Here is an 18,237-nt window from a genome sequence, read left to right as displayed (position 1 = left end):
GGGGGGGGGGTTTTGGGGGGGGGGGGGGGGGGGGGCCGCCCGCCGGGGGGTGGTTGCCGCCGACCCCGCGGGTACACACTTGCTTTTTAGGGGGGTTGGTTCCCTAACTCCCCCAACCCACGGCCATGCGTCCACGGGGTGGGTTCAGACGGTCTCGGGGAGCTCGTCCAGCCCTTCGGCGACCAGCTTGGCGAGGCGGTCGAGTGCGACCTCGGCGCCCTCGGCGTCCGAGGCGAGGACGATCTCTTCGCCGCCCTGCGCGCCCAGGCCGAGCACCGCGAGCATGGAGGCGGCGTTCACCGGGGTGCCGTCGGACTTGGCGATCGTCACGGGGACGCCGGAAGCCGTGGCGGCACGGACGAAGATGGACGCGGGGCGGGCGTGCAGGCCCTCGGCCCAGCCGACGTTGACGCGGCGCTCAGCCATGGTGTTGCCCTTCGGGTCTCAAGCGGGTTGTCTAGACCAGTCTCTCATGGGGAGGGAGGTGCTCGCACCGACCTCCGGACCGGACCGGACCGCCGTTCGGCCCTCCCCACCCTGCAACACCTTGCATCGCGCACCCCCGCCGCGCGACCGGTGCCACAGCCGTGTCGCGGCCGTAGGCTGACCCCATGCAGAGCGCGTCGGAGCAGTCGGAAGCGGCGGAACCACCGGCCCCGGCCGAACACGCCTACCCGGACCACTGGGAGGCGGACGTGGTGCTCCGCGACGGCGGCACCGCACGCATCAGGCCCATCACCACCGACGACGCCGACCGACTGGTGAGCTTCTACGAGCAGGTCTCGGACGAGTCGAAGTACTACCGCTTCTTTGCCCCCTACCCCCGGCTGTCCGCCAAGGACGTGCGCCGCTTCACCCACCACGACTTCGTGGACCGGGTGGGCCTCGCCGCGACCGTCGGCGGCGACTTCATCGCCACCGTGCGCTACGACCGCATCAACGTCCACGGCATGCCCGCCTCCGCGCCGGCGGACGAGGCCGAGGTCGCCTTCCTCGTGCAGGACGCGCACCAGGGCAGGGGAGTGGCCTCCGCGCTCCTCGAACACATCGCGGCGGTCGCGCGCGAGCGGGACATCCGGCGCTTCGCGGCCGAAGTGCTCCCCGCCAACACCAAGATGATCAAGGTCTTCACCGACGCGGGCTACACCCAGAAGCGCAGCTTCGAGGACGGTGCCGTCCGGCTCCACCTCGACCTCGAACCGACCGACCGCGCCCTCGCCGTCCAGCGCGCGCGGGAGCAGCGCGCCGAGGCCCGGTCCGTCCAGCGGCTCCTCACCCCCCGGTCCGTCGCCGTCGTCGGTGCCGGGCGCGCTCCGGGCGGTGTCGGTCGGACCGTGCTCCGCAACCTCCTCGGGGCCGGGTTCACCGGACGGGTGTACGCGGTGAACGCCGCGCTCACCGACGGGGTGACGGAACTCGACGGCGCCCCGGCGCACCCTTCCGTCGGGGCCATCGGGGAACCGGTGGACCTGGCCGTCGTCGCCGTCCCGGCCGAGCGGGTCCCGGAGGCCGTGGCGGACTGCGGCGAACACGGGGTGCGCGGCCTCGTGGTGCTCTCCGCCGGATACGCCGAGAGCGGCGCCGCCGGCCGTGAACGCCAGCGCGAACTGGTGCGGCAAGCCCGTTCCTACGGCATGAGGATCATCGGCCCCAATGCCTTCGGGATCATCAACACCGCCTCCGACGTCCGACTCAACGCCTCGCTCGCACCGCAGATGCCGGCCGCCGGCCGGATCGGACTCTTCACCCAGTCCGGCGCCATCGGCATCGCCCTCCTCGCCGGGCTGCACCGCCGGGGTGTCGGCCTCTCCTCCTTCATCTCGGCCGGCAACCGCGCCGACGTCTCCGGCAACGACTTCCTCCAGCACTGGTACGACGATCCCGGGACCGACGTCGTCCTCCTCTACCTGGAGTCGATCGGGAACCCCCGGAAGTTCACCCGCCTCGCCCGCCGCACCGCCGCGGTCAAGCCGGTCGTGGTGGTCAAGGGGGCCCGGCACAGCGGCAGTGCCCCGCCCGGCCACCGGGTGCCGGTCACCCGCGTCCCGCACGCCACGGTCTCCGCACTGCTCCGCCAGGCCGGGGTGATCCGCGTCGACACCGTCACCGAGCTCGTCGACGCCGGACTGCTGCTCTCCGCCCAGCCCCTGCCCGCGGGACCCCGGATCGCGATCCTCGGCAACTCCGAGTCGCTCGGCCTGCTCACCTACGACGCCTGTCTGACGGAAGGACTGCGACCGCTGAGGCCGCTCGACCTGACGACGGCCGCGGTTCCGGCGGACTTCAGGGACGCGCTGGCGGCTGCGCTCGCGGACGACACCTCCGACGCGGTCGTCGTGACCGCGATCCCCTGGGTGGGGGAGGACGGCGCCACCGAATTCGGTGACGGCGAGGTCCTCGCCGCCGCCCTCCGCGAGGCCGTCGCCTCCGCCCCCGCGCCGGCGAAGCCGGTGGTCGTCGTCCACGTCGAGATGGGCGGCCTGGCGGAAGCCCTCGCGATGGCCACCAGTACGCGGCCGGTCGTGGCGGAGCGCACGGGGGGCGTCCAGGAGGAGCGTCCCCATGAGGTCCCGGCCGGGCCGGGCCTTCCCGGGGGAACCGGCAGCACGGACACGGGTACCGGCGGTGCCGTGGACGAGGGCCGGGCCGGAGCCGCGACGGACGACACGGGCAGCCCCGCCGGCCCGGGCGTTCCACCGCTCCCCGACGCCTCGCCGGCCACCGGCCCCCCGGACGCCGGACCCGCGGAGGACGCCACGGCCCCCACCCGGCGGACGACCATCCCCGCCTACCCCGCCGCCGAGAGGGCCGTACGGGCGCTGGCCGAGGCCGTGCGGTACGGGCAGTGGCGCCGACAGGCCGCCGAGCCCGGGCGGGTGCCCGAGTACGAGGACATCGACGAGGCCGGAGCAGCCGCGCTCATCGAGGAGGCGTTGGGGAACGACGGCGAGGCGGACGCCCGCGGGGTGACCCTCGACAGCGGAGCGGCCGGCGGACTGCTCGCCCGGTACGGGATCACCGTCCTGCCGACCCTCCCCGCGCCCACTCCCGACGCCGCCGTCGGGGCCGCCGCGCGGCTCGGGTACCCGGTCGCGCTCAAGACGACCGCACCCCACCTCCGGCACCGCCCCGACCTCGGGGGCGTCCGGCTCGACCTCGCCACCGAGCAGCAGCTCCGCACGGCCTACGCCGAACTGACCGAGGCCCTCGGCAAGCCGGAGGAGCTCCAGCCGGTGGTCCAGGCGATGGTGCCCCGTGGCGTCGACACGGTCGTCCGCTCCGCCATTGACCCGGCCGTCGGTGCGGTCCTCTCCTTCGGCCTTTCGGGTGCGGCGTCCGAGCTGCTCGGCGACACGGCGCACCGGCTGGTGCCGGCCACCGACCGGGACGTCGCCGAACTCGTCCGCTCCCTCCGCACCACGCCCCTGCTCTTCGGCTGGCGGGGGTCCGCCCCCGTGGACACGCCGGCCCTGGAGGAACTCCTGCTCAGGGTGTCCCGACTGGTGGACGACCACCCCGAGGTGGTTGCGGTCTCCCTGGAGCCGGTGGTCGTCGCTCCCCGGGGGCTCTCCGTCCTCGGCGCGACGGTGCGACTGGCCCCGCCACCACCGCGCACCGACCTCGGGCCGCGCAGCCTGCCGCGCTACTGAGGACCGGAGGAGGGGAACGGCACCGGGGCCCGCCCGCCGTCCTCCGCGGCTCCGTCCCGGCGGCCGGGACGGAGTCGGATCTCACAGTCCCGGAGCTCCCGAACGGCGCGGGTGCCTTCGCAAGGGGCCGAGCCGCCCCTGCCCACGGATTAGGATGGAGCCCATGGCAAAGAGCGGTACGACGACCCAGGGGCTGCGCGCGGCGATCGAGCGCAGCGGCTACTACCCGGCCCTCGTGGCCGAGGCGGTGGAGGCCGCCATCGGCGGCGAGTCCATCGCGTCGTACGTGGTCCACCAGGAGACCACCTTCGACGCGAACGAGGTCCGGCGGCACGTCACCGTCCTCGTGCTGACGCCGCACCGCTTCATCGTCAGCCACACCGACGAGCAGGCCGCCGACACGAGCTCCCCGACCCCGTACGCCACGACCTCCACCGAGTCCGTGAAGCTCGACCGGATCTCGTCGGTCGTCGTCAGCCGGGTGGTCGCCAACCCCGAGTCGTACACGCCGGGCACCCTCCCCCGCGAAGTGGTCCTCACCATCGGGTGGGGCGCCGTCTCCCGCATCGACCTGGAGCCGGCTGCCTGCGGCGACCCCAACTGCGATGCCGACCACGGCTACACCGGCAACACCACCGCCGACGACCTCAGCCTGCGCGTCAGCGACGCAGGGGACGGCCCGGACACCGTCCGGCAGACCCTCGCGTTCGCCCAGGCGCTCTCCGAAGCCATCGCCGCGACCGCCACCCCCACCCGCTGATGGTGCAGCCCACGGCGGTCGCCCACGGCTGGCCCGATGACCCGACCCCGCTCGCCCCGGAAACCGCGCCGGTGCCCGCGTACTCCTCCGGATCGCTCGGCGACCTGTTGCCGACGCTCGTGGCGGGCCAGGGCGTACCCGGATTCGACGCCCGGATCGCGGAGTTGGCCCCGGCCGACCGGAACTGCGTCTTCCTGATCGATGGACTCGGCTGGGAGCAGATCGCGGCCCACCCCGACGAGGCCCCGTACCTGACCTCGCTGATCGGCTCCTCCCGGGGCGGCACGGGCCTCCCGATCACGGCGGGCTTCCCCGCCACCACCGCGACCTCCCTCGCCTCCGTCGGGACCGGCCGGCACCCCGGTACGCACGGGCTGCCCGGCTATACGGTCCGCAACCCGGAGACCGGCGAGCTGATGAACCAGCTGCGCTGGAAGCCGTGGACCTCGCCGCAGGCCTGGCAGCCCCATCCGACCGTCTTCCAGCTGGCGCACGAGGCCGGGATCCACACGGCCCAGGTGTCCTCCCCGATCTTCGAGCAGACCCCGCTCACCAAGGTCGCGCTCAGCGGCGGAACGTTTCACGGACGGCTCTCCGGCGAGGAGCGCATGGACTTCGCCGCCGAGCAGCTGGCCGGTGGCGACCGCTCGCTGGTCTACACGTACTACAGCGAACTCGACGGTGCAGGACACCGGTTCGGCATCGACTCCGACGCCTGGCGCGGTCAGTTGATGTTCGTCGACCGGCTCGTCCAGCGCCTCGCCGACCAACTCCCGCCCCGCACCGCTCTGTACGTCACGGCCGACCACGGCATGGTCGACATCCCCTTCGACGAGCAGCACCGCATCGACTTCGACGAGGACTGGGAGCTGCGCGCCGGCGTCGCCCTGCTCGGCGGCGAGGGGCGTGCCCGCCACGTCTACGCCGTGCCCGGCGCCGAGGCGGACGTGCTCACCTGCTGGCGGGAGGTCGTCGGCGAGCAGTTCTGGGTGGCGAGCCGCGACGAGGCCATCGACCTCGGTTGGTTCGGTGCCGAGGTCGACGAGCGGGTGTACGGCCGGATCGGCGATGTCATCGCGGCGGCCCACGACGACGTGGCGATCACCGCATCGGTCAACGAGCCCCACGAGTCCGCGATGGTCGGCATGCACGGCTCCATGACCCCCGCCGAGCAGCTCGTCCCGCTGCTCGAAGTGCGTTCCTGAGCACCCGACCGTCCCCGCCCCACGACCTGAAAGGTCCCCGTCCCGTCATGCCCGAGCTGGTCTTCTTCTCCGGAACCATGGATTGCGGGAAGAGCACCCTGGCGCTCCAGATCGCCCACAACCGCGACGCGCGGGGGCTCCAGGGCGTGATCTTCACCCGTGACGACCGGGCGGGCGAGGGCAAGCTCTCCTCCCGGCTCGGCCTGGTGACGGAGGCGGTCGAGGCGCCGCGGGGCATGGACCTGTACGCCCACCTCGTCACCCAGCTCTCCCAGGGTGGCAAGGCGGACTACGTGATCGTGGACGAGGCGCAGTTCCTCGCCCCGGAACAGATCGACCAACTGGCCCGGATCGTCGACGACCTCAGCCTGGACGTCTTCGCCTTCGGGATCACCACGGACTTCCGCACCAAGCTCTTCCCCGGCTCGCAGCGGCTGATCGAGTTGGCGGACCGCATCGAGCAGCTCCAGGTGGAAGCCCTGTGCTGGTGCGGGGCCCGCGCCACCCACAACGCCCGGACGGTGGGGGGCGAGATGGTCGTCGAGGGCGAGCAGGTCGTCGTCGGGGACGTGAACCGCCCGGCCGAGGAGATCGGCTACGAGGTCCTGTGCCGCCGTCACCACCGCCGGCGGATGACCTCGGCCTCGGCCCGCGCGGGTGCCCTCTCCCCGGACGTCCTTCCCGTCGGCTCCGGGTGACCCCGGCCCCGACCGAACCCCGCCCGACGGGGGAACCCCGGGCTCGGGAAGGCCGGCGCGGGGCATGGGGCAGGGGCCCCGGGGCGAGGGCGTGCGCCGGGGCACCTCGGGGAGCCGAGGAGGAGCGGTGCCGGTCGGCGGCCGTGCGGGCTGCGCTCGTCGCCGCCCTGCTCGTCGCCACCGGGATCACCCGTGTGCGCACCACCGGGCACCGAGTCACGGCCTGACCGCCTCCCGGCAACACGGGGATCGCGGTCCCCGGCGTGCCGCGCCTCTCCGATTGGCGCTGCGCCGTCGGCGCGACGGCGCTCCTCGTGCTCGCGGCAACGGCCCTCCTGCACCGCCGTCGGGGGAGGAGGCACGGACGTGGTGATGACGGGGCCCGGCGGTCTGACGGGGCCCGGCGCTCTGAGGGGCGACGGGGAAGGGCGGACCCCGGAGGAGGGGTTTCCGTCAGATACGACAAGAGTTCACCCGGAGTGCACGCGCGGATCGTTCGCCGGGACGGCGCGACCGTTAATGTGCCCGCCGTAGCGGCGTTAAATTGTTCGATTCAGTGTGGGGATCCCGAGTGCCGAAACTGTCCGTCGTCGTACCGTTCCACAATGTCGGGCCGTACGCGCCCGACACCTTGCGCAGTCTCGTGAACAATGCGGATCCGGAATTCGAGTTCCTGCTGATCGACGACTGCTCGACGGACGACACCCCGGAAATCCTCGACCGCTGGCGGGACCGCCTCCCGAACGCCACCGTCATTCGGCACGAAACGAACCGGGGCGTCGCCCAGGCCCGCAACACCGGAATCGACGCGGCCCGCGGTGACTATCTGACCTTCCTCGACGGCGACGATTGGTACGCACCGGGTCACCTGGGCGCCGCCGTGGCCGGGATCTCCCGCCTGGGCTGCGACTTCGCCCGTACCGACCATGTGCTGTCAGAAGGTCGGAAGCGGCAGATCCGCTACGCTCCGGCCAAAAGCCGGGACGTGGTGATGGATTCCAGGGACGGCATCGCGCCGGCCAACATGGTGACGATGGTCGACTATCCCTTCGTCCCCTTCGGGATTTACCGCGGGAGCCTCTTCGAAAACGGAGAGTCCCGCTTCGAGACGTCCCTCAGAACGGCAGAGGACCGACTCTGGGTCTGGCGGCTCCACCTGAAGGCGAAGACGTTTGCCGCGCTTTCGCTGCACGGGGTTTTCTACCGGCGGGGCGTCACCACCTCGCTCACCCAGATCACCGACAACCGGCAGCTCGATTTCATCCCCTCGTACGACCTGCTGCTCGACGAGGTCTCCCGGGACGCGGAGGCCGACCGCTTCCTCCCCAAGGCGGTCCGCACCTATTGCGCGATGATCGCCTTCCACATGGGGAAGGTCGGAAAGTACGAGCCCGCCGTCGCCGCGCGGCTGCGCGTCGACGTGCGCGATGCCCTGCACCGCATGCCGCAGGACGTCCTCGACGAGAACCTCGCCACCATGGACACCCGGCGCAGCACCCTCCTCCGGAGCCTGCGCGACACCGGAAGGACCGCCTGACCCATGGCCACCGCCCCCGAGAAGGCGACCGTCGCCGACGCCCGCCCGATCCAGATCTTCCAGGTGTCCACCCTGTACGGCGCGGCCACCCTGGCCGCTGCGCTCGACGCCGGGCAGTTCGGCCCCCGAGGGACCGCCCGCAGGCTCCTGCTCATCTCGCACAACGCCGAGATCCCCGAGACCGCGCTCCGCCTGCAGACCATGACCGGGTACGAGCGGATCGCCACGCGCTTCGACGGAACCCTCGACTGGAACGAGACGATCCACCCCTACCACCCCGCCATGTGGGCCCCCCGTCCCGAGGAGGCCCCGCTCTGGCAGCGCGTCCTGCGCACCGCCTGGGACCTCGGCACCGGCCCGGTGGAACTGATCGTCGAGTCCATCCAGGTCAATCCGGCCAAGGCGCTGGCCGGTGCCTTCCCCGAGAGCACCGTCCACGTCTACGCGGACGGCCTGATGAGCTACGGTCCGACCCGCTCCGACCTCGCACAGTCGATCGCCTGCCGCATCCGCCGGGTCCTCCACCTCGACCTGGTGCCGGGCCTGCGTCCCCTCCTGCTGAGCGAGTACGGGGTCGAGCCCGAACTGGTCCCCGACGCGGCCTTCCGCGCGGTCCTCGCCGAGATCGCCGAAGCGGCGGCCGAGGACCCCGCCATCGCGGGGGCGGCGGCTGCCGGGCCGACGGCCCTCCTGCTCGGCCAGTACCTCGCCGCCCTCTCCCTCCTCAGTGCGGAGGAGGAAGAGGAACTGCACGTGCGGATGCTGCGCGGGGCCGCAGCGGCCGGGCACCGCTCGGTCGTCTTCAAACCGCACCCGACAGCGCCCGCCCGCTACTCCCAGGCCCTGCACGAGGAGGCCGAGCGGCTCGGCACACGGCTCACGGTGCTCGACGGGCCGCTGCTCGCCGAAACCTTCTACGAACGCTGCCGGCCCGAACTCGTCGTCGGCTGCTTCTCCACGGCGCTGCTCACCGCCGCCGTCTACTACGACGTTCCCGTCGCGCGGGTCGGCACGGCCGAGGTCCTCGAACGGCTCACCCCCTTCGAGAACAGCAACCGGATCCCGCTCACCATCGTCGACCACCTGCTCCCGGACCTGGAACGCGACGAGGCGCCCGCCGTGCCCGGACCCGCCCCCGCCTCCCTCACCCCGCTGGTCAGGGCCGTCGGCTACGGCATGAGGCACAAGATCCACCCCGGACTCCGCGAAGAGGCCGCGGCCTTCCTCGCCGAGCACCACGCCGACCCCGCCACCGCACGCCACTTCACCGTCGAACGGCTGACCCAACTCGACCTGCCGGGCGGGGCGGCCACCCCTGCGTCGACGGGAATGTTCCGACTGCGCCGCGGTGCGGCACGGAGCCGCGGCTGAGCCGTGGGCACCACCGCGGTCAGCGCTCGGCGGACCTGACCAGGGTGAAGACAGCGCCCTCCGGGTCCGCCGCCAGGGCGAGCCGCCCCGCCGTGCCGTCCCGCGGTGGACGCAGCACCTGGCCACCGAGCTCCAGTACCAGCCGCGCCGCCGCGTCCGTGTCGGCGACCTCGAAGTACGTCATCCAGTGCGGGCCCCGGTCCCGGGGCAGCGCATTGCCGACGCCGTGCAGCGAGGCCACCGGGGCCCCGGCCACAGAGAGCATCGCGTAGTCGTGGTCGGCCGAGATCACCGGCTCCACGTCGAAGCCGAAGACCGTCCGGTAGAACTTGCCGGTCCCGGACGTCTCATAGGTCAACAGCTCGTTCCACACCGGGGTCCCCGGCGGTCCTGCCGTCGCGGTGCCGTGGTGCGCCTCCGCCTGCCAGATGCCGAAGACCGCGCCGGCCGGGTCGGAGCAGATCGCCAGACGACCGGCCTCGCCCGCGTCCAGCGGTCCGACGGCGACGGTGCCGCCGCAGGAGCGGATGGCCTCGGCGGTCTCGTCGGCGTCCTTCGTGGCCAGGTAGGGAGTCCAGGCGATGCGCAGGTGACGGTCGGGCGGCAGTTGACCGATGCCCGCCACCTCCTTGCCCCCGAGCAGCGCGCGCACGTAGGGGCCCAGGTGCTGCGGGCCGGGCACGAACTCCCAGTCGAAGAGCGCGTGGTAGAACTCCTGGGTGGCGTCAAGCCCGTGCACCATCAGGCTCACCCAACAGGGCGTCCCGGGTGGGCGCGGAGTCGCCTGGGTCATCGTCACACTCTCCTCGGACCATCGTCCCGGCCGTGTCCCCGTCCGATGGTGACACCGACGGCCGCCCGGCGCGCCCCGACCGCGCCGCGCATGGCGCGATTCCGCCGCAGGGTGGCCGGTCCGCCCCCGGCAGCCCCACGGCTGCGCGAGGATGGCTCCCATGAAGCCCATCATCTCCGCAAGCGAACTGCTGAGCGAGTTGGCCGGAGTGCGTCCGCCGGTCCTCCTGGACGTCCGCTGGACGCTCGGCGGCCCGCCCGGACGGCCCGCCTACGAGGCGGGTCATCTTCCCGGTGCGGTCTACGTCGACCTGGACGAGGAACTCGCGGGACCTCCCGGCGGCGGCGGGCGCCACCCGCTGCCCGACCCCGAGCTCTTCGGCGCCGTGATGCGCCGGGCGGGCGTCCCGTCCGACGGGCCGGTCGTCGTGTACGACGGGGGCCTCGGTTGGGGAGCGGCCCGTGCCTGGTGGCTGCTCCGCTGGGCGGGCCACCCGGACGTCCGGGTGCTGGACGGCGGCCTCCCGGCCTGGACGGGGGAGCTCACGGAGAAGGTCCCCGCTCCCGAGCCGGGCGACTTCCGACCCGAGCCGGGTGCCCTCGGGCTGCTCGATGCCGACGGAGCGGCGGAGCTGGCCCGCACCGGGCTGCTCCTGGACGCGCGGGCGGCCGAGCGCTACCGGGGGGACGTGGAGCCGATCGACCCGGTGGGCGGGCACGTCCCGGGGGCGGTGTCGGCACCGACGACCGAGAACGTCGACGGGGACGGCCGTTTCCTGGCCGCCGACGTCCTGCGGAGCCGCTTCACCGACTTGGGAGCGGCCGAGGGGACCCCGGTGGCCGTCTACTGCGGCTCGGGCGTCTCCGGCGCCCACGAGGTCCTCGCCCTGGAACTCGCCGGCATCCCCGCGGCGCTCTATGCGGGCTCGTGGTCGGAGTGGTCCGCGGACCCGGCCCGCCCGGTCGCCACGGGGCCGGACCCGCAGTAGGGGGAAGGGGCCGCCCGTACCGCTCGACTGTCCCGGAACGGGGAGGGCCCGCGCCCCGTGTGCGGCGCGGGCCCTCCCCGGTCGTGCGGATGCGTGTGGTGGATCAGTCCTGCTTCTTCCTGCGCGTGCCGAAGACGATCTCGTCCCAGCTCGGCACCGCGGCGCGGCGGCCCGGGCGGACGCCGTCCGCTTCTGCCTGGCGGTCCGTGGCGCCGTGGAGCCGGTCACGGTGGCCCGAGACCGCGCGCGGCATCAGGACGTCGGCGTACGCCGATCCCGCGCCCGCCGATGCCGCCGGAGGCTCTTCCGCCTCGGCCTCTTCCGAGGGCTCCGCATCCGGAGGCTCGGGCACGACCATGTCGCCGCGGAAGTTCGGCACGGCCTCCAAGAGGCTGGTGAGCGAGTCCCGCTCCTCCTCCGACTCGACGGGATCGGGAGCCGGTTCCAACGGGCGGTCGGGCCGCTCGGCCTGGCGGTCCAGGGCACGGTCGAGGGGCCTGTCCCGGGGCAGCCGGGCGATGCGCGGCACGAAGGGGAAGCTCGGTTCCGGTGCGGTGGCGATCGTGTCGTCCGTCTCGCCGATCAAGGCCCTGGCCTCGTCGTCCACGGCCTGCACGAGTCGTCGGGGCGGGTCGTACGTCCAGCTGGCCGTGTGGATCTCGCCCGCGACCCGGTAGACCAGCAGCACTTCCCAGGTGCCGTCGTCGCGACGCCAGGAGTCCCACTGCACGGTGTCCTTCTCCGCACCGCGCAACAGGAGGCGCTCCTGCACCGCCTCGCCGAGTTGGGGACCGCTGTTCTCCCCGGGCCTGCGGACCGGGGTCTTGCGGGCCCGCTCCGCCATGAAGGCACGCTCCGCGAGCACGGGGCCCTCGAAGCGGCGCACGCGGTCGACGGGGATGCCGGCGAGTTGGGCGACCTCCTCGGCGGAGGCACCGGCTCGTATCCGCGCCTGGATGTCACGGGGACGGAGGTGGCTCTCCACCTCGATCTCGATCTGGCCGAGGCGCGCGCGGTCGTTGCGCACGGCGGCACGGAGCCGCTCATCGATCGGAAGCGTGTACTCCGTGCTGTCAGCAGCCTTCAGCACCAGTCGTGTGCCGTCGTTGGAGACGGCCACGACACGCAGTTCGGGCATGGGGACCTCCCGGGTGGTGCCTGCCGACGTCACGTGCGTCGCTGCTTCCGCTAGTCGAGTGTGGCCTGCCCGGGTGCAGCCTGCCACTACCTTGCCGAGTTGCCCGGCGTGTCGGGCATGGACCCTGGAACTCCGCTGTGACACGGTTACCAGTTAACTACCCGGAGTGACCGACGATCACTCCTCGTAGTCGTTTCCCGTGCGATGCCGAGGCGCCGCCGGTTCGAGCGCCGCGTCCGGCCCCCTCCCTTGATCCAGGGCACCCGTGAGGGCGTCCGGACCCAGGTTTCGTCAATGTACTCCATTCGGGCCACTTGGGTGGACCGGCGCGCCGCCCAACTTCTCGGGCAGCACGGGAGTTGAGTCTCCGCGATCTTCCCCCTTACGTGTCACTCTTCACAGAAACGCCAGAAACGGAACTATTCGCTTCTCCCGTTTGTCCCTTCTGGGTGCAAGTCGAACGGATGAGCCGTCAGGGGTTGGAGATGCGTCACAGGCCGGAAATCGACGGGGTCGGGTCGGAGGAGGGGGAGCCGGTCGGTGGGAAGAGGATCGACCTGAGCGTGGCTCAGGTCTCCGGCAGCGCCCTGGCCGCGGTCCTCGCGGCCAAGCTGGCCTCCAGCCTCGGCGTGTACGGCACCATCCTCGGTGCCGGTGTGATCAGCGTCATCGCGACCTGCGGCGGACCGTTCTTCCAGCACCTCTTCAAGCGCACCGGGGAGCAGGTCCGCGATGCGACCGCCGTCAAGCCGAGGGCCCGTCAGGTCCCGGTCGTGACCCGGTCGCAGGGCGAAGTCGGTTCCGACCCCGATGTCCTCCGGTCCCCCCTCCCGCACGACGGGGAGTTCGGCGAGGCGACCACCCATGGCACCCGCGTCCGGGGTTGGAGGCGACCGGCGATCGCCGCCGCCCTGGTCTTCGGCGTCACCATGGGCGGCATCACCGCCTACGAGCTGGTGGCCGGGCGGGACTTCAGCGGTACCGAGGGCACGACCACCTTCGGCTCCGTGGTCCACGGGAGCGGAGGCCAGGAGGCGCCGGAACGGGACCGGGCACCCGCTCCGTCGGACACCGCGGACGGCACCGGACCGCAGCGGGACGGTTCCCCCGCCCCGGGGGCGACGGTCTCCCCGACCCCGGGGGACGGGGAGGCGGGGCGGGGCGACACCGGCGTGCCGTCCACCGGACCCAGTCCCTCCTCCTCGCACGAGGCGACGGTGCCCGCCCCGACACCGACCGGCCCCTCGACGGACCCGGGCGTGCCGACCGGGGAGCCGACCGAGGGGGCGGACCCGACCGGGACCCCCTCCGCTCCGTCCCCCTCCGGAGCGGACGCGGGGACGGACGGGACCGCCGGCGGGTGAGCGTCAGTCGCCCAGGACCCGCCGCAGGTAGTCGTTGGCGAACAGCCGGTCCGGGTCGAGCCGGTCGCGCAGCGCCGTGAACTCGGCGAAGCGCGGGTAGACCTCGGCGAAGTAGGCGGCGTCCCGGGTGTGGACCTTGCCCCAGTGCGGGCGGCCCCCGTGCGCCGTCATGATCCGTTCCACCGCCGTGAAGTAGGCCCGGTGGGGCGTTCCCCGGTAGAGGTGGACGGCGATGTAGACGGTTTCCCGCCCCGAGGCCGTGGACAGCGCGATGTCGTCCGCCGGCGCCGTGCGCACCTCCACCGGAAAGCTCACCTTCAACGGCGAGCGCTCGACCATCGCTTTGAGCTCGCGCAGCGCGGTGACCGCGGCCTCGCGCGGAAGCGCGTACTCCATCTCCAGGAAGCGGACCCGGCGCGGCGAGGTGAAGACCTTGTAGGGGACGTCGGTGTACGTACGGGCGGACAGGGCCCGGCTGGAGACCTTGGCGATCGACGGGATGACCGGCGGCACGGCCCGGCCCAACGAGCAGGCGAGCTGGAACACCCCGTTGGAGAGCAGCTCGTCCTCGATCCAGCCGCTGACCCGTCCGGGAGGGGCGGCGGGACCCGCGCTGCGGTTGTTGCGCTTGGTGTTGCAGTTCTCCGTGTGGGGGAACCAGTAGAACTCGAAGTGCTCGTTCTCCGCGTGCAGCGCGTCGAACTCCGAGGTGACCCGGTCGAAGCCCATCGGCTCTTCGCGTGCGGTGAGCAGGAAGAGGGGCTCCACCGCGAAGGTGATCGCCGTGACCACGCCGAGGGCGCCGAGCCCGATCCGGGCCGCTGCGAAGAGCGCCCGTTCCTCGTCGGTGCCCCGGTCCGAGCAGGTGAGCAGTCGCCCGTCCGCCGTCACCAGTTCCAGCGCACGGATCTGCGCGGCGATGGAGGCCGATGCGCGGCCCGTGCCGTGGGTGCCGGTGGAGGTCGCGCCGGCGACGGTCTGCTCCATGATGTCGCCCATGTTCGTGAGCGACAGGCCCTCTCGGGCCAGTGCCACGTTGAGCCGCTTGAGCGGCGTGCCCGACTCGACCGTGACGGTCATCGCCTCGCGGTCGATCCGTCGGATCCCGGTCAGCAGCCCCGGTCGGATCAGCACGCCGTCGGTGGCCGCGATCGAGGTGAAGGAGTGCCCGGTGCCGACGGTCTTCACCCTCAGCCCGTCCTCGGCCGCCCTGCGCACTTCGGCGGCGAGCTCCTCGGCCGAGGCCGGGCTCACTTCCCGCGCCGGGCGGGAAGTGACGTTTCCCGCCCAGTTACGCCACGGCCTGTTCGCCGCCCCGGAGTTCCCCGGCCCCGCTGTCGTCGTCCTGCTCACGCTGCCCCTCCCGCTTCGGCGCCGGCCTGCGCAGCCGACGGTTCCCGAGGAGACCCACCGCGACCGCGAGCGCGCCCGAGACGACGGGCACCACGTACCCCGCCTCGGCCCCCGAGGTGTCCACCACCCAGCCGGCGGCGGCGGAGCCGAGCGCCACGCCGATCGCGAGCCCGGTGCTCGTCCAGGTCATGCCCTCGGTCAGCTTGGTGCGCGGTACGTGCGCTTCGACGAGGGCCATCGTGGTCACCATCGTCGGTGCGATGGACAGGCCTGCGACGAAGAGCGCCACGGCCAGCAACGGCAAGTTCCCGACCAGTAGGAGGGGGATCATACTCACGGCCATCGCACAGACGCCCAGGGTCCACCTGCGGGACGGCTCGCCCTTGAAGTGGAACAGTCCGAAGACGGCGCCGGCCAGGCAGGACCCCAGTGCGTAGACGGCCAGGACGAGACTGGCGGCGGTCTTCCGCCCCTGCTCCTCGGCGAAGGCGACGGTCACCACGTCCACCGAGCCGAAGACGGCGCCGGTGGCGACGAAGGCGAGGGCGAGCACCTGGAGGCCGGGGGACCGGAGCGCGGAGTCGCCCCGGGTGCCCTGGACCCGGGGGTGCGGTTGCGGTTCCGTGGCGCGCTGCGAGGTCAGCCAGAAGACGCCGACGGCCAGGAACGCCCCCGCGAAGAGCGGGCCGGCCTCCGGGAACCAAGCGGTCGACAGGCCGATGGAGATGATCGGGCCGAAGACGAAGCACACCTCGTCGACGATCGACTCCCAGGAGTACGCCGTGTGCAGCCGCCGCTGCTCGCCCCGGTAGATCTCCGCCCAGCGGGCCCGGGTCATCGCGCCGATGCTCGGCACGCAGCCGATCGCGGCGGTGAAGACGAAGAGGGTCCAGTCGGGGGCCCTCTGCTGGACGCAGAGGAGGAGGCCCGCTCCTGCGGCGAGCGAGACCAGGGCCACGGGGCGGAGCACCTTGCGCTGTCCGTGCTGGTCGACCAGGCGCGAGACCCGGGGGCCGAGGACGGCGGCGGACATCGCGAGCGTCGCCGAGAGCGCGCCCGCCAGTCCGTACCGGCCGGTGACCTGCGAAATCATGGTCACGATGCCGATGCCCATCATGGACAGCGGCATCCGGCCGAGGAATCCCGCGACGGAGAACGATGCGGTGCCGGGCGCCGTGAAGATCGCGCGATAGGGGCTGGGCAAGAGGCGTCCTTGGTCAACACGTGTAATTAATAGCTAAAGCTTACGGTGTTGAATTCGTTTCGGTCACCTCCGTTTTCGGACGACTGTCCACAGAGAGGGCGTGCCCACCGCCGTCGGGCTCGGGTGGGAGGATCGGTGCCATGTCCGATCAGCATGATCCCGCCCCGTACGACGCCTTGTTGCTGCTCTCCTTCGGCGGCCCCGAAGGCCCGGACGACGTGGTCCCGTTCCTGGAGAACGTGACCCGCGGCCGAGGCATCCCCAAGGAACGCCTCAAGGAAGTGGGGCAGCACTACTTCCTCTTCGGCGGCGTTTCGCCGATCAACGACCAGAACCGAGCGCTCCTCGACGCGCTGCGGACGGACTTCGCACGGGCCGGCCTCGACCTGCCGGTCTACTGGGGCAACCGGAACTGGGCGCCCTACCTCACCGACACCCTGCGCGACATGGTCACCGACGGGCGGCGCCACATCGCGGTCCTCACCACCAGCGCGTACGCCTCCTACTCCGGCTGTCGCCAGTACCGCGAGAACCTCGCCGACGCGCTCGCCGCCCTGGAGGCCGAAGGGCTCCCGCTGCCCCGGGTCGACAAGCTCCGGCACTACTTCAACCACCCCGGCTTCGTCGAACCCATGGTCGAGGGCGTCCTCGCCTCCCTCGCCGAGCTCGACCCCGCCGTGCGGGACGGCGCCCACCTCGCCTTCACCACCCACTCCATCCCCGACTCGGCCGCCGACAGCTCCGGCCCGCCCGCCGAACACGGCGACGGCGGGGCCTACGTGAGGCAGCACCTGGACGTGGCACGGGTGATCGTCGACGCGGTCCACCGGGAGACCGGTATCGCACACCCCTGGAAGCTCGTGTACCAGTCCCGCAGCGGCGCGCCCCACATCCCGTGGCTGGAGCCCGACATCTGCGACCACCTGGAGGAGTTGCACGCAGCGGGGGCGCCCGCTGCCGTCATGGTCCCGATCGGCTTCGTCTCCGACCACATGGAGGTCCTCTACGACCTCGACACGGAGGCCACGGCCAAGGCGGCCGAGCTCGGCCTGCCCGTCCGGCGCTCGGCGACCGTCGGTGCCGACCCGAGGTTCGCCGCCGCCGTCCGCGACCTCCTCCTGGAGCGCGCCGCGAACGAGCGGGGGACCCGGGCGGAGCGCTGCGCCCTGGGCGCGCTCGGGCCTTCCCACGACCTCTGCCCGATCGGCTGCTGCCCCGCCAGGGCGGAGCGACCCGCTGCCGCCGGTGCCGACAGCCCCTACGCCTGAGGAGCCCGCATGACCCCCGTGTCCGACGACCCCCTGCTCATCGAACTGCACGACCTCGCCCTGGAGGCCGCCCGACGGGCCGGAGCGCTGCTGCGCGACGGCCGGCCGGACGACATCGCCGTCGCGAAGACCAAGACGAGCCCCATCGACGTGGTCACCGAGATGGACATCGCCGCCGAGAAGCTCATCACCGGCTTCCTCGCGGAGCACCGCCCCCAGGACGGTTTCCTCGGCGAAGAAGGCGCCTCCAGCCCCGGTACGAGCGGGATCCGCTGGGTGATCGACCCGCTCGACGGCACGGTGAACTACCTGTACGGCCTGCCCACCTGGGCGGTCTCGATCGCCGCCGAACGCAACGGCGAGGCCGTGGTCGGAGTGGTTGAGGTCCCGATGCGCGGCGAGACGTACCGGGCGGTCCTCGGCGGCGGCGCGCACGCGGCGGAGCGGCGCCTGGCGGTCCGACCCTCGCCCGGGCTCGACCAGGCCCTCCTCGGCACGGGCTTCGGGTACGTCCAGTCCCGCCGCGCCCACCAGGCCGACGTGGCCCGGCAGGTGATCCCGCGGGTCCGCGACATCCGCCGCGGCGGCTCGGCCGCGATCGACCTCTGCGACGTCGCCGCCGGCCGCCTCGACGCGTACTACGAAAGGGGCCTCAACCCCTGGGACCTCGCGGCGGGCGCGCTCATCGCCCGCGAGGCGGGGGCCCTCACGGGCGGCCGGCCCGGGGAGCCCGCTTCGGGAGAGCTGGTGCTGGCCGCTTCCCCGGGCCTCTTCGACCCGCTCCAAGAGCTCCTGGAGGAACTCGGGGCCTGGCACGACTGACGGGGCCGCGGCGGGAGCGCCCTCGGGACGCGCCCTCCGCCCGCGAGCCGGACGTGTGGGAGCCCCGGCACCGCAACCGGTGCCGG

General features: G+C 72.7%; 15 protein-coding genes. 10 read left to right on the top strand and 5 right to left on the bottom strand.

From position 1 onward, the window contains the following. Positions 1 to 144: 144 nt before the first annotated feature. Complete coding sequence (locus ACFW22_RS34200) at positions 145 to 426, bottom strand: HPr family phosphocarrier protein (protein ID WP_384883386.1); 282 nt, start codon at positions 424 to 426, stop codon at positions 145 to 147. A 185-nt stretch (positions 427 to 611) separates the two neighbouring features. Between ACFW22_RS34200 and ACFW22_RS34195 the strand changes: the two genes are divergently transcribed. The 6 genes from ACFW22_RS34195 to ACFW22_RS34170 all read left to right on the top strand — a co-directional run bounded on the left by ACFW22_RS34195 (position 612) and on the right by ACFW22_RS34170 (position 9,221). Next, positions 612 to 3,650: a GNAT family N-acetyltransferase gene (locus ACFW22_RS34195; RefSeq protein WP_386412288.1), complete on the top strand. Its 3,039-nt coding sequence runs from the start codon at positions 612 to 614 to the stop codon at positions 3,648 to 3,650. A gap of 163 nt (positions 3,651 to 3,813) precedes the next feature. After that, positions 3,814 to 4,410, top strand: coding sequence for a DUF5998 family protein (locus ACFW22_RS34190; protein WP_384883380.1), 597 nt, complete (start codon positions 3,814 to 3,816; stop codon positions 4,408 to 4,410). Next, entirely contained in the window at positions 4,410 to 5,615 is a 1,206-nt protein-coding gene (locus tag ACFW22_RS34185) for an alkaline phosphatase family protein (protein ID WP_386412286.1), read from the top strand. Before ACFW22_RS34190 ends, ACFW22_RS34185 begins: the two co-directional genes overlap by 1 nt. Positions 5,616 to 5,662: 47 nt before the next feature. Further along, the gene (locus tag ACFW22_RS34180) at positions 5,663 to 6,313 is read left to right on the top strand and encodes a thymidine kinase (protein WP_386412284.1); all 651 of its coding nucleotides are present in this window, start codon (positions 5,663 to 5,665) and stop codon (positions 6,311 to 6,313) included. A gap of 571 nt (positions 6,314 to 6,884) precedes the next feature. After that, on the top strand, positions 6,885 to 7,850 hold the full coding sequence (locus tag ACFW22_RS34175) for a glycosyltransferase family 2 protein (protein WP_386412282.1): 966 nt from the start codon (positions 6,885 to 6,887) through the stop codon (positions 7,848 to 7,850). Positions 7,851 to 7,853: 3 nt separating this feature from the next. Continuing rightward, positions 7,854 to 9,221 carry a polysialyltransferase family glycosyltransferase gene (locus ACFW22_RS34170; RefSeq protein WP_386412280.1) on the top strand — a complete coding sequence of 456 codons (1,368 nt, stop codon included), beginning with the start codon at positions 7,854 to 7,856 and terminating at the stop codon, positions 9,219 to 9,221. 19 nt (positions 9,222 to 9,240) lie between these two features. Here the strand turns inward: ACFW22_RS34170 and ACFW22_RS34165 are convergent, their stop codons facing one another. Continuing rightward, positions 9,241 to 10,014 carry a VOC family protein gene (locus ACFW22_RS34165; protein WP_386412278.1) on the bottom strand — a complete coding sequence of 258 codons (774 nt, stop codon included), beginning with the start codon at positions 10,012 to 10,014 and terminating at the stop codon, positions 9,241 to 9,243. Between the two features lie 160 nt (positions 10,015 to 10,174). Between ACFW22_RS34165 and ACFW22_RS34160 the strand changes: the two genes are divergently transcribed. Beyond that, positions 10,175 to 11,002, top strand: a complete 828-nt coding sequence (locus tag ACFW22_RS34160; protein ID WP_386412276.1) for a sulfurtransferase — start codon at positions 10,175 to 10,177, stop codon at positions 11,000 to 11,002. A 103-nt stretch (positions 11,003 to 11,105) separates the two neighbouring features. Here the strand turns inward: ACFW22_RS34160 and sepH are convergent, their stop codons facing one another. Beyond that, entirely contained in the window at positions 11,106 to 12,173 is a 1,068-nt protein-coding gene (gene sepH, locus ACFW22_RS34155; protein ID WP_386412274.1) for a septation protein SepH, read from the bottom strand. Between the two features lie 530 nt (positions 12,174 to 12,703). Between sepH and ACFW22_RS34150 the strand changes: the two genes are divergently transcribed. Then, positions 12,704 to 13,504 carry a hypothetical protein gene (locus ACFW22_RS34150; RefSeq protein ID WP_386412272.1) on the top strand — a complete coding sequence of 267 codons (801 nt, stop codon included), beginning with the start codon at positions 12,704 to 12,706 and terminating at the stop codon, positions 13,502 to 13,504. A 3-nt stretch (positions 13,505 to 13,507) separates the two neighbouring features. On the opposite strand, the gene ACFW22_RS34145 is transcribed toward ACFW22_RS34150, so the two are convergent. Together ACFW22_RS34145 and ACFW22_RS34140 are read right to left on the bottom strand one after the other, a co-directional pair. Next, on the bottom strand, positions 13,508 to 14,857 hold the full coding sequence (locus ACFW22_RS34145) for a D-arabinono-1,4-lactone oxidase (RefSeq protein ID WP_386412270.1): 1,350 nt from the start codon (positions 14,855 to 14,857) through the stop codon (positions 13,508 to 13,510). Continuing rightward, positions 14,796 to 16,061: an MFS transporter gene (locus tag ACFW22_RS34140; protein WP_386412268.1), complete on the bottom strand. Its 1,266-nt coding sequence runs from the start codon at positions 16,059 to 16,061 to the stop codon at positions 14,796 to 14,798. Before ACFW22_RS34140 ends, ACFW22_RS34145 begins: the two co-directional genes overlap by 62 nt. 140 nt (positions 16,062 to 16,201) lie before the next feature. Between ACFW22_RS34140 and ACFW22_RS34135 the strand changes: the two genes are divergently transcribed. Together ACFW22_RS34135 and ACFW22_RS34130 are read left to right on the top strand one after the other, a co-directional pair. Further along, positions 16,202 to 17,329, top strand: coding sequence for a ferrochelatase (locus tag ACFW22_RS34135; protein ID WP_386412266.1), 1,128 nt, complete (start codon positions 16,202 to 16,204; stop codon positions 17,327 to 17,329). 9 nt (positions 17,330 to 17,338) lie between these two features. Further along, on the top strand, positions 17,339 to 18,151 hold the full coding sequence (locus ACFW22_RS34130; RefSeq protein ID WP_386412264.1) for an inositol monophosphatase family protein: 813 nt from the start codon (positions 17,339 to 17,341) through the stop codon (positions 18,149 to 18,151). Positions 18,152 to 18,237: the final 86 nt, after the last annotated feature.

The organism is Streptomyces sp. NPDC058872, assembly GCF_042743065.1.
GTDB lineage: Bacteria > Actinomycetota > Actinomycetes > Streptomycetales > Streptomycetaceae > Streptomyces.
This window is presented reverse-complemented; position numbering and strand designations above follow the sequence as displayed.

Excerpts from the sequence above, each read along its gene's own strand:
- ACFW22_RS34200 (WP_384883386.1), bottom strand. The coding sequence starts at position 426 with ATGGCTGAGCGCCGCGTCAACGTCGGCTGGGCCGAGGGCCTGCACGCC.
- ACFW22_RS34195 (WP_386412288.1), top strand. The coding sequence starts at position 612 with ATGCAGAGCGCGTCGGAGCAGTCGGAAGCGGCGGAACCACCGGCCCCG.
- ACFW22_RS34190 (WP_384883380.1), top strand. The coding sequence starts at position 3,814 with ATGGCAAAGAGCGGTACGACGACCCAGGGGCTGCGCGCGGCGATCGAG.
- ACFW22_RS34185 (WP_386412286.1), top strand. The coding sequence starts at position 4,410 with ATGGTGCAGCCCACGGCGGTCGCCCACGGCTGGCCCGATGACCCGACC.
- ACFW22_RS34180 (WP_386412284.1), top strand. The coding sequence starts at position 5,663 with ATGCCCGAGCTGGTCTTCTTCTCCGGAACCATGGATTGCGGGAAGAGC.
- ACFW22_RS34170 (WP_386412280.1), top strand. The coding sequence starts at position 7,854 with ATGGCCACCGCCCCCGAGAAGGCGACCGTCGCCGACGCCCGCCCGATC.
- ACFW22_RS34165 (WP_386412278.1), bottom strand. The coding sequence starts at position 10,014 with ATGACCCAGGCGACTCCGCGCCCACCCGGGACGCCCTGTTGGGTGAGC.
- ACFW22_RS34160 (WP_386412276.1), top strand. The coding sequence starts at position 10,175 with ATGAAGCCCATCATCTCCGCAAGCGAACTGCTGAGCGAGTTGGCCGGA.
- ACFW22_RS34135 (WP_386412266.1), top strand. The coding sequence starts at position 16,202 with ATGTCCGATCAGCATGATCCCGCCCCGTACGACGCCTTGTTGCTGCTC.
- ACFW22_RS34130 (WP_386412264.1), top strand. The coding sequence starts at position 17,339 with ATGACCCCCGTGTCCGACGACCCCCTGCTCATCGAACTGCACGACCTC.